The sequence below is a fragment of the Kosakonia oryzendophytica genome (assembly GCF_900094925.1).
In the GTDB taxonomy this organism is placed as follows: Bacteria; Pseudomonadota; Gammaproteobacteria; order Enterobacterales; family Enterobacteriaceae; genus Kosakonia; species Kosakonia oryzendophytica.
Window position 1 is genome coordinate 418,753 of record NZ_FMAY01000003.1, and the last position, 10,207, is coordinate 428,959.

9 protein-coding genes, 1 tRNA gene and 2 rRNA genes are annotated in these 10,207 nt (G+C 52.5%); 7 read left to right on the forward strand and 5 right to left on the reverse strand.

Annotated features, from left to right (window positions below; all coding sequences use genetic code 11):
- Nucleotides 1-5: 5 nt before the first annotated feature.
- Together gloB and mltD are read left to right on the forward strand one after the other, a co-directional pair.
- Nucleotides 6-761 (forward strand): hydroxyacylglutathione hydrolase, encoded by a 756-nt coding sequence (gloB, locus tag GA0061071_RS08070; RefSeq protein ID WP_061497501.1) that lies wholly within the window; start codon nt 6-8, stop codon nt 759-761.
- 74 nt (nt 762-835) lie between these two features.
- Nucleotides 836-2,209 (forward strand): murein transglycosylase D, encoded by a 1,374-nt coding sequence (mltD, locus tag GA0061071_RS08075; RefSeq protein ID WP_061497503.1) that lies wholly within the window; start codon nt 836-838, stop codon nt 2,207-2,209.
- A gap of 60 nt (nt 2,210-2,269) precedes the next feature.
- Here the strand turns inward: mltD and GA0061071_RS08080 are convergent, their stop codons facing one another.
- Nucleotides 2,270-3,070 (reverse strand): endonuclease/exonuclease/phosphatase family protein, encoded by an 801-nt coding sequence (locus GA0061071_RS08080; RefSeq protein ID WP_071890600.1) that lies wholly within the window; start codon nt 3,068-3,070, stop codon nt 2,270-2,272.
- Between the two features lie 228 nt (nt 3,071-3,298).
- Here GA0061071_RS08080 and yafC point away from each other — a divergent pair, with 228 nt between their 5' ends.
- Nucleotides 3,299-4,186, forward strand: a complete 888-nt coding sequence (gene yafC / locus GA0061071_RS08085) for a DNA-binding transcriptional regulator YafC (protein ID WP_088236826.1) — start codon at nt 3,299-3,301, stop codon at nt 4,184-4,186.
- Nucleotides 4,187-4,222: 36 nt separating this feature from the next.
- Here the strand turns inward: yafC and dkgB are convergent, their stop codons facing one another.
- Entirely contained in the window at nt 4,223-5,026 is an 804-nt protein-coding gene (gene dkgB, locus GA0061071_RS08090) for a 2,5-didehydrogluconate reductase DkgB (RefSeq protein WP_088236827.1), read from the reverse strand.
- Nucleotides 5,027-5,225: 199 nt separating this feature from the next.
- On the opposite strand from dkgB, the gene GA0061071_RS08095 reads away from it, so the two are divergent.
- Genes GA0061071_RS08095 through fabF form a run of 4 tightly spaced genes read left to right on the forward strand, consistent with a single transcriptional unit; the run spans nt 5,226 to nt 9,663 of the window.
- Nucleotides 5,226-5,783 carry a winged helix-turn-helix transcriptional regulator gene (locus tag GA0061071_RS08095; RefSeq protein WP_061497511.1) on the forward strand — a complete coding sequence of 186 codons (558 nt, stop codon included), beginning with the start codon at nt 5,226-5,228 and terminating at the stop codon, nt 5,781-5,783.
- Nucleotides 5,767-6,810, forward strand: coding sequence for an HlyD family secretion protein (locus GA0061071_RS08100; RefSeq protein ID WP_088236828.1), 1,044 nt, complete (start codon nt 5,767-5,769; stop codon nt 6,808-6,810). Before GA0061071_RS08095 ends, GA0061071_RS08100 begins: the two co-directional genes overlap by 17 nt.
- Nucleotides 6,807-8,366 carry a DHA2 family efflux MFS transporter permease subunit gene (locus GA0061071_RS08105; protein WP_088236829.1) on the forward strand — a complete coding sequence of 520 codons (1,560 nt, stop codon included), beginning with the start codon at nt 6,807-6,809 and terminating at the stop codon, nt 8,364-8,366. The genes GA0061071_RS08100 and GA0061071_RS08105 overlap by 4 nt, the downstream gene beginning before the upstream one ends.
- A 22-nt stretch (nt 8,367-8,388) precedes the next feature.
- Nucleotides 8,389-9,663, forward strand: a complete 1,275-nt coding sequence (gene fabF / locus GA0061071_RS08110) for a beta-ketoacyl-ACP synthase II (RefSeq protein WP_061497517.1) — start codon at nt 8,389-8,391, stop codon at nt 9,661-9,663.
- Nucleotides 9,664-9,752: 89 nt separating this feature from the next.
- Here the strand turns inward: fabF and GA0061071_RS08115 are convergent.
- From GA0061071_RS08115 to GA0061071_RS08125, 3 genes are all read right to left on the reverse strand, one after another.
- Nucleotides 9,753-9,829: transfer RNA gene (locus tag GA0061071_RS08115), tRNA-Asp, on the reverse strand.
- A 52-nt stretch (nt 9,830-9,881) separates the two neighbouring features.
- Nucleotides 9,882-9,997 (reverse strand): 5S ribosomal RNA (gene rrf, locus GA0061071_RS08120).
- 94 nt (nt 9,998-10,091) lie between these two features.
- Nucleotides 10,092-10,207 (reverse strand): 23S ribosomal RNA (locus GA0061071_RS08125); the annotation flags it as partial.

The following is a 10,207-nucleotide window of genomic DNA, read 5'->3' on the forward strand; positions in this document are numbered from 1 at the left end:
AATTTATGAATCTTAACAGTATTCCCGCATTTCAGGATAACTACATCTGGGTGTTGAACAACGATAACGGACGTTGCCTGATTGTCGATCCAGGTGAAGCTGCACCGGTACTGAGCGCCATTCAAGAGCATAACTGGCAACCAGAAGCGATTTTGCTGACCCACCATCACAACGACCACGTTGGCGGTGTAAAAGAACTACGCCAGCATTTTCCTGCGCTAGTGGTATATGGGCCCGCGGAAACACAAGATAAGGGAACGACCCAGGTCGTCGCAGAAGGCGATACAATGACGATTTTGGGCCACGAATTTTCTGTGTTCGCCACGCCAGGTCACACTTTAGGACATATCTGTTTCTTCAGTTTTCCTTATCTGTTTTGCGGTGACACGCTGTTTTCAGGGGGATGCGGAAGACTCTTTGAAGGGACGGCAAAGCAGATGTATCAATCATTTTGTAAAATTAACGCACTTCCGGATGATACGGTCATTTGTTGCGCACATGAATACACTTTAGCAAATATGAAGTTTGCGGTGAGCATTCTCCCGCAGGATCTTGCACTTAACGAATACTATCGAAAAGTTAAGGAGTTACGTGCAAAAAATCAAAAAACCCTCCCCGTAATTCTGAAAAATGAACGGCGAATTAATCTATTTTTACGCACGGAAGATGCTGATTTAATTGATGTAATTAACAGAGAAACAAATTTGCAACACCCAGAGGAGCGTTTCGCATGGTTAAGGGCAAAGAAAGATAACTTCTGACATTTCCGGGTTGCCTTTTGAAAACTTCGCCGTTATGATCGCTCGTCTTTTAAGCAACTACTATTGACACACACATGAAGGCAAAAGCGATCTTAATCGCCTCTGTCCTGCTCGTGGGGTGCCAGGCCTCAAAACATGATGGCACGGTCCAACAGCACGCACAGAGCCTTTCTGCAGCTGGTCAAGGGGAAGCGGGAAAGTTTACCAGTCAGGCGCGGTGGATGGACGATGGAACATTCGCCGCCCAGAGCAACAGTGACTTGTGGGCTTTCATTAGCGACGAGCTAAAGATGGGAATTCCGGAAAATGGCCGGATTCGCGAACAGAAACTAAGGTATTTAAGCAATAAGAGCTATCTCCACGATGTAACTTTACGGGCAGAGCCGTATATGTACTGGATAGCAGGGCAAGTTAAAAAACGTAACATGCCCATGGAACTGGTACTACTACCCATAGTGGAGAGCGCTTTTAACCCACATGCGACGTCTGGCGCCAATGCCGCTGGCATTTGGCAGATCATACCGAGCACCGGGCGAAATTATGGTTTAAAACAGACACGCAGCTACGATGCGCGTCGTGATGTTGTGGCGTCGACTACCGCCGCCCTCGACATGATGCAGCGTCTTAACCGTATGTTTGACGGCGACTGGTTATTAACTGTCGCAGCGTACAACAGCGGTGAAGGTCGCGTACTGAAGGCAATAAAAGCGAACAAAGCGCGGGGTAAACCCACGGATTTCTGGTCGCTTTCGTTGCCGCAGGAAACCCGGATTTACGTGCCAAAAATGCTGGCCTTGAGCGATATTCTCAAGAACAGCAAACGCTATGGCGTGAGTCTGCCAACACCAGACGAAAGCCGTGCACTGGCGCGTGTCAGACTAAGCAGCCCGGTTGAGGTTGAACAGCTGGCAGAGATGGCGGGTATTTCCGTGAACAAGCTGAAAGCCTTCAACGCAGGCGTTAAAGGCACAACGTTAGGTTCAGCAGGGCCACAGTACGTGATGGTGCCGCAGAAACATGCAGATCAGCTGCGTGAATCGCTGGCATCCGGCGAAATCGCCGCCGTACAACCAACGCTGGTCGCGGATAGTAATACGCCGTTAACCAGCCGGAGTTATACGGTTCGCTCAGGCGACACGCTTTCTGCTATCGCATCACGCCTTGGCGTGACCGCAAAGGATCTCCAGCAATGGAATAACCTTCGCGGGGCGAATCTGAAAGTGGGCCAGAATCTGACGGTTGGCGCAGGCAGCAGTGCACAGCGTCTTGCCAGCAACGGCGATAGCATTACTTATCGCGTGCGCAAAGGCGATTCGTTGTCCAGTATTGCGAAACGTCACGGCGTGAACATTAAAGATGTGATGCGCTGGAACAGTGATACTGACAATCTGCAGCCAGGCGATCAGTTGACGCTTTTCGTGAAGAACAGCGCCACACCGGACTCCTGATAGTATCCAATAAAAAAGCACCGATTCCCCCGGTGCTTTTTTTTCGCCCCTCATCTGCCATTACTTTTCTGTTTTCCCCGGACTAAACTCCACCAGCAGCGGATTATGGTCGGAAGCGCGTGTCACCAGCACCGAGGCCTCCTGCACATTCAAACCACGGTAGAACACAAAATCCAGCGGACGACCGAACGCCCGGCGGCGGTTGTCATCAGTAAATCGCACCTGACGCAGGGACATGTCCCGCGAGAAGCGATAGAGCGCATTCATTCGCGGGCGGCTCCATGCGTTGAAATCCCCCGCCATGATCACCGGCCCGACATGGCGCATGATCTGATCGCCAATCGGCAGCAATTGCTTGCTATACACATCAACGCCGAGGCTGAAATTGACCGCATGCACATTTACCACCATCAGGTTGCGCGCATCGGGCAAGGGGTAAACGGTCACCAGCGCTGATTTTGCCAGTCGTAAAATCGGCTCACGCTCGCGTAATGGGCAACAATAAACCGGGTGTGCAGACGACAGCGTCATCACGCCAGACGGATGCTGCGGCAAAACAAAAGCAGGAACCTGATCGGCGGCAAGATAGTGAGTGGTCGCAAACCGGACCAGCTCCGGCGTGGTCTGTGCTTCCTGTAGCAGGACAAGATGGGCGTCTTTACCAAAGTTCTGCAATACCGAGAGCCATTCCGCACGTTGCTGTTTAAAGATATTCCACACCAGCACGCGGATTTTTTCATCACTGCTGAGGGGCACACCAGCAGGCTGCGCTTTACCAATACTCGCGAAAGACCCCGGCGGTAAAATACGCTCCGCAGGCTGTCCGGCAACATATCGCATGGCATAGGTATTTTTTGGCACTTTCGGCTTAAAACCTCGTTGATTTTCGCACCCGGTTCCCTGGTGCTCATTCTGTTATAGGGATTTTAGCGCACAGTTTCAACGCCAATAGGCAGAAAAGCTATCAGTTAAGGTGAGTGAGTACTTAATGACGTTTCGCCATACAGGCGGCATAGCATCATGGCAGGCAACATGATTTAATAGCACAGGAATGAAAAATATCGCTGAAATATTGCTACAGAGGCAAAAATGAAAACGACGTCGGAAGAGCTCGCCATCTTCGTCGCGGTTGTCGAAAGCGGCAGCTTCAGCCGGGCAGCGGAACGCCTGGGGCAGGCCAATTCGGCGATCAGCCGGGCAGTCAAAAAGCTGGAGAACAAGCTTGGTGTAAATTTGCTTAATCGCACCACCCGCCAACTCAGCCTGACAGAAGAAGGCGAACGCTATTTCCGTCGCGTACAAAATGTATTGCAGGAGATGGCGGCAGCGGAAACGGAAGTCATGGAAACCACATCTATCCCCCGCGGGACGCTACGTATTGATGCTGCAACGCCCGTGGTATTGCATTTCCTGATGCCGCTGATTAAACCCTTTCGCGAACGCTACCCGGAAATCAACCTGTCGCTGGTCTCCAGCGAGACGTTTATCAACCTGATTGAGCGCAAAGTCGATGTCGCGATCCGTGTGGGCAAGCTCACCGACTCAAGCCTGCGAGCCCGTCCGTTGTTCAAAAGTTATCGTAAGATTATTGCCTCACCTGAATATATTGCCCGTTGCGGCGTGCCGGAATCAGTGGATGCGCTGGCCGATCATATCTGTCTGGGATTTACCGAACCGGCCTCACTTAACACCTGGCCTGTTGCCTCGTCGGATGGTCAACTGTATGAAGCGACACCGGATATTTCGTCCAATAGCGGAGAGACGCTCAAACATTTGTGCCTGAGCGGCAATGGCATCGCCAGTTTATCGGACTATATGATCGACAAAGAGCTGGCCAGCGGGGAGCTGGTGGAGGTGCTGGCGGATAAACGCCTGCCGGTAGAAATGCCCTTCAGCGCGGTATATTACAGCGACCGGGCGGTCAGCACGCGTATTCGCGCGTTTATCGATTTTATCAGCGAGCATGTGCCGCACTAACAGTAACGGGAGCAAGCGCTCCCGTTGTTTTATGCCTCAATCCCACTGAGGTGCCAGACCTTCCGGGCTAACCAGACGATCGTTGCACTCCAGTCCGGCGATCGCTGCGTTGTCTTCTGCATCCAGTTTCAGCGACTGCGCCAGCAGGTTGCTCGCCAGATTTTCACGTCGGGTGGACGACGGGATCACTGCATAACCTTTGCCCATCGCCCAGGCAAGAATCACCTGTGCCGGTGTGGCATTGTGTTTCTGCGCAATCTGGCCAATCACAGCATCCTTCAGCGCTTTACCATAAGCCAGCGTCATGTAAGAAGTAATGTGGATGCCATGCTGACTCGCCCAGCCAACCACTTTGCGGTTTTGCAGATAAGGAGAGAGTTCTATCTGATTCGTGGCGATATTTTCTACCCCCACAGCCGCAATCGCCTGCTCCATTAATGGGATCGTGAAATTAGATACCCCAATCTGGCGAGTCAGCCCCTGCGCTTTCGCTGTCATCAACTGCTGCATTGAAACGGCAACCGGCACTGCTGCGCCCGGAGAGGGCCAGTGGATCAGGGTCAGGTCAACATAATCGGTGCCCAGTTTTTGCAGGCTCTCTTGCAGGCTGGGGATCAGTTTGTCTTCGCCCAGGTTTTCCGTCCAGATTTTGGTGGTGATAAACAACTCTTCACGCGGGATACCGCACTGAGCCAGCGCTTTACCAATCGCCGCTTCATTACCATAAATCTGCGCGGTATCAATCACACGATAACCCAGTTCCAGCGCCTGAGTAACGGAAGCAATCACCGCTTCATCCGTTAAACGGAAGGTACCCAGACCAAATGCAGGGATAGACATAAGAATTCCTCTTTTCATCGCTTTCCAAAATTGTGCGCAGATTATTACCAGTCATTTCACCGGGAAAAAGAGCCAAAAAAGCAGAGGATTTTTGCGTCAACAGCAATAGTGTGCGCAGTTTAGCACCGTGAGTGACTTGCATTTTGAAAGTCACTATGTCACCGTGAGTACAAATCCTGCACTGTTCTCTGGTCTGAAGATGAAAAATGAACCCCTTTGCACTGCCCCTTGCCCTATCGCCCGCAGTCTGGGCCGTATTGGCGACAGTTGGAGCATCATTATCTTGCGCGACGCATTTTCCGGTTTTACCCGCTTTGATGAGTTTCAAAAAAGCACCAATGTCGCACCGAATATTCTCTCCCGTCGCCTGAAAGAGCTGGTTGAAGACGGCCTGCTGGAAAAGGTGTGTTACAGCAACACTCCGCCGCGTTATGAATACCATCTGACCGAGCGCGGTCGCGATTTTCGCCCGGTATTGCTGGCACTGGCGCAATGGGGCAACCGTTACTTCTCCCCGGAAGGACCGCAGATTCAACTCGTTGAGAATGCAACTCAGCGTCCGGTGGAAGCCATCATGGTTGATAAAACCACTGGAGATCCCATTACACCGGAAAAATACACGCTGGTTCCCGGTCCCGCTGCTTCGCCGGTTATTCACTATCGCCATGGTTATTTGCAACGCAAACGCGCGGGTGATACAGGGCAAAAATTTTTACCGCAGCAGCATATGGGTGACCATCATGACCCAGAGAAGTAAGAAAAAAGCGCTAATGCTTTTGTTCATTACCACAGCATTACTGGCAACTGCAGGTTATGGCGCTTACTGGTGGCATAGCGGGCGTTTTATGCAATCCACAGATGATGCCTATGTCGGCGGCGACATCAGCGCCATTTCCACGAAAGTCTCCGGTTATATCCAGCACATTGCTGTACAGGACAATATGGCGGTCAGGAAAGGCGACCTGCTGGTACAACTTGACGATCGTGATTACCAGGCTGCACTGGCAAAAGCGCTTGGCGAAGTGGCCGCCCAACAGGCAGCGCTGGCAGATGTGGCAGCCTCCCGGCAATTACAACTGGCGGCAATAGAAGGAGCCACTGCATCGCTGGCAGCCGCACGGGCAGCAACAGAAAAATCCGCCAACGATAACCGGCGCTATGGCGCGCTGGTCATGTCCAGCGCAGTCTCTGCCCAGGTACGGGAAAATGCAGCGGCGGATTATCGACGGGCACAGGCGCAAGAGAGTAAAGCCCTGGCTGACCAGAGGGTGGCAGAGCGCCAGTTGAGCGTGCTGGATGCGCGCGAGAAACAGACGCAGGCCGCGTTGATGCAGGCACAAGCCAGTCTCGATATGGCACGACTAAACCTCAGTTATACCGAGATCCGTGCGCCGTTTGATGGTGTGGTGGGTAACCGACGGGCATGGTCAGGATCGTATGTTAATAGCGGCACCCAGTTGCTTTCTCTCGTACCGGCACACGGCTTGTGGATCGATGCCAATTTTAAAGAGAGTCAACTGGCGCACATGCTTCCCGGGCAAAGAGCGACTGTTGTTGCAGATGTATTGCCAGGTCATACCTTTAGCGGGCGCGTCACCAGCGTCTCCCCGGCGACAGGATCGCGCTTTAGTATTCTTCCCGCTGAAAATGCCACGGGCAATTTCACCAAGATCGTCCAGCGGGTTCCCGTGCGTATCGCACTGGATGGTGAAGCCGCCACGCTCGATGTGCTGCGGCCGGGTTTATCGGTGATTGTCACCGTTGATGAAAAGAGCACGCAATGAGTGTCAGCGTTGCCTTGCACCGGCAGCATGAAATGCCGTTATCAGCCAGTAAGAAGGTGTTTGCCTTTGCCACAATGTGCATCGGAATGTTTATCGCGCTTATCGATATCCAGATCGTTTCCGCCTCTTTACGGGATATCGGTGGCGGGCTTTCATCTGGCGACGATGAAACTGTCTGGGTACAGACCAGTTACCTGATAGCCGAGATCATCATCATTCCTCTCTCAGGCTGGCTGGCAAAAGTGATGTCTACTCGCTGGTTATTTGCCGCTTCAGCGGCGGGGTTTACCGCGATGAGCGTGCTATGTGGGTGGGCGTGGAACATTCAGAGCATGATTGTTTTTCGGGGCCTGCAAGGGCTGGCGGGCGGGTCGATGATCCCATTAGTCTTCACCACCGCTTTTGCTTTTTTCCAGGGCAAGCAACGAGTGATCGCCGCCGCAACTATTGGTGGACTGGCTTCGCTTGCACCGACGCTTGGCCCGACAGTAGGCGGCTGGATCACAGAAAACTTCAACTGGCACTGGTTATTCTTCGTCAATATCGTGCCGGGTATTTACATTACCTTTGCGGTGCCGCTACTGGTCAACATCGACACGCCCGATCCCTCGTTATTGCGCGGTGCGGATTACCTCAGCATCGTGTTGTTGGCGGTTTCCCTTGGCAACCTGGAGTACACGCTGGAGGAAGGCCCGCGCTGGGGCTGGTTTGATGACAATACCCTGGCGTTGACCGGCTGGATCGCCCTGTTGTGCGGCATTGCGTTTGTTGTGCGAACGTTACGTCATCCCCAGCCGGTCATGGATCTGCGTGCACTGCAAGACCGAACATTTACCCTTGGCTGTTACTTCTCGTTTATGGCAGGTGTTGGCATCTTTGCTACGATCTATTTAACGCCGCTGTTTTTGGGTACGGTACGCGGTTTCAGCGCACTGGAAATTGGTCTGGCCGTTTTCTCGACAGGCTTGTTTCAGGTGCTTTCTATTCCCTTATATGCATGGCTGGCTAACCGCATCGATCTCCGCTGGTTGCTGATGGTCGGGTTGCTGGGTTTTGCCGCCTCGATGTACAGCTTCATCCCAATAACTCATGAGTGGGGTGCAAAAGAATTACTGTTACCACAGGCATTTAGAGGCATTTCTCAACAGTTTGCCGTTGCGCCAACCGTCACGCTAACCCTCGGTAGCCTTCCGCCTGCACGTCTGAAGCTGGCGTCCGGGTTGTTTAATTTGATGCGCAATCTGGGCGGCGTCATTGGTATTGCCTTGTGCGGAACAGTGCTCAATGACCGTACCAATTTGCACTATAGTCGTCTTGCCGATCATCTGAATAATACCAATCTTTCACTGACTGATTTTCTTCAAGGAAGTATCACAAGGCTGATGGAGATGGGTATTTATCCCGGCCTTGCCGACAGCACAGCACTGAAAAATCTTTCAGCACTTACATTGCGTGAAGCCCGAACAGAAGCGTTCTCGGATACGTTTTATTTAATCATGGCTGGTTTTTTGATTGCCGCGCTGCTTGTGCCATTCATGAAAAAGCCACAGGCGTAGTAATAACTAAGGAGAATTGAGTATGAGCGTTTCGCAAAAACGCATCGTTGTGACGGGAATGGGCATAGTCAGCCCACTGGGGTGTGGCGTGTCGCATGTCTGGCAATCTCTGCTACAGGGAACATCGGGGATTTCTCGTCTGCCTGACGATATCGTTGATGATATTCCCTGCAAAGTCGCGGGCCAGGTTCCTTCTGTCGAACACGATCCGCAGCATGGTTTCGATCCTCTGTCGGTTATTCCCGCAAAAGAGCGCAAAAAGATGGATCGCTTTATCGAGTTTGCGTTGGTTGCCGCCCATGAGGCGCTAACCCAGGCTGGGTGGTTTCCCGAAGATCAAACGGAAAAGGATCGCACTGCCACGGTGATTGCGACCGGTATTGGTGGATTTAACGAGATTGCCAATGCGGTACAGATCACGGATTCACGCGGACCTCGCCGCCTCTCTCCATTCACCATTCCCTCTTTTCTGGCTAATCTGGCAGCAGGACATGTCTCTATTGCGCATGGCTTTCGCGGTCCCATTGGCGCGCCTGTTACAGCCTGTGCCGCAGGCGCACAGGCAATAGGCGATGCTGCACGGATGATCCGTAGCGGTGAAGCAGATATCGCATTATGTGGTGGCAGTGAGGCGGCCATTCATCGGGTTAGCCTCGCGGGATTTGCCGCTGCCAGAGCGCTTTCCAGCGGATTTAATGACTTTCCGGCAACCGCATCCCGGCCTTTTGATCGCGATCGTGATGGTTTTGTGATGGGAGAGGGCGCTGGATTATTGGTCATTGAATCGCTGGAGCATGCGCAGGCGCGTGGAGCAACACCGCTGGCTGAGTTGGTGGGATATGGAACCAGCGCGGATGCTTATCATCTGACCGCCGGCCCCGAAGACGGGAATGGAGCACGCCGGGCAATGGAAGCCGCGATCCGTCAGGCAGGCATCACAGCAGAAGATATCCAGCATATCAATGCACATGCAACGTCAACACAGGTAGGGGACAAAGGTGAGCTGGCCGCCATCAAAAGCGTTTTTGGCTCAACCCCAGTGGCAGTAACGTCAACAAAATCTGCAACAGGTCACCTGCTCGGCGCAGCCGGCGGGATCGAGGCGATTTTTACCATTCAGGCTTTACGTGAACAGATTGCTCCACCAACACTAAATCTACACACCCCTGATGATGAAGCGGACGGCGTTAATCTGGTGGCGCTGAAAGCGCGTCCACTCAGCATGCGCTACGCGTTATCGAATGGTTTTGGGTTCGGTGGTGTTAATGCCAGTTTGTTGTTGAAGCGCTGGGAGTGATTGATAAAAGGGCTTAATTGCCCTTTTATTTTATAAATCAAAGACGAAAAAAAACCGTATCTCGCAAGAGATACGGTTCTTAAAATGAGTGGCGGAACGGACGGGACTCGAACCCGCGACCCCCTGCGTGACAGGCAGGTATTCTAACCGACTGAACTACCGCTCCACCGAATTTGTCACTTTACCGGTTTTTACACCGGTTTACTGCTTAATTTGATGCCTGGCAGTTCCCTACTCTCGCATGGGGAGACCCCACACTACCATCGGCGCTACGGCGTTTCACTTCTGAGTTCGGCATGGGGTCAGGTGGGACCACCGCGCTAGTGCCGCCAGGCAAATTCTGTCATCAACACACCTTCCGGTCTGTCAATCTAATCTGTATCAGGCTGATTATTGTCTCTCTTCCGCCAAAACATCTTCGGCGTTGTAAGGTTAAGCCTCACGGTTCATTAGTACCGGTTAGCTCAACGCATCGCTGCGCTTACACACCCGGCCTATCAACGTCGTCGTCTTCAACGTTCCTTCAGGAGACTTAAAGTCTCAG

Coding starts and splice junctions, on each gene's coding strand:
- mltD (WP_061497503.1), top strand. CDS start 836: ATGAAGGCAAAAGCGATCTTAATCGCCTCTGTCCTGCTCGTGGGGTGC.
- gloB (WP_061497501.1), top strand. CDS start 6: ATGAATCTTAACAGTATTCCCGCATTTCAGGATAACTACATCTGGGTG.
- GA0061071_RS08105 (WP_088236829.1), top strand. CDS start 6,807: ATGAGTGTCAGCGTTGCCTTGCACCGGCAGCATGAAATGCCGTTATCA.
- dkgB (WP_088236827.1), bottom strand. CDS start 5,026: ATGTCTATCCCTGCATTTGGTCTGGGTACCTTCCGTTTAACGGATGAA.
- fabF (WP_061497517.1), top strand. CDS start 8,389: ATGAGCGTTTCGCAAAAACGCATCGTTGTGACGGGAATGGGCATAGTC.
- GA0061071_RS08100 (WP_088236828.1), top strand. CDS start 5,767: ATGACCCAGAGAAGTAAGAAAAAAGCGCTAATGCTTTTGTTCATTACC.
- yafC (WP_088236826.1), top strand. CDS start 3,299: ATGAAAACGACGTCGGAAGAGCTCGCCATCTTCGTCGCGGTTGTCGAA.
- GA0061071_RS08095 (WP_061497511.1), top strand. CDS start 5,226: ATGAAAAATGAACCCCTTTGCACTGCCCCTTGCCCTATCGCCCGCAGT.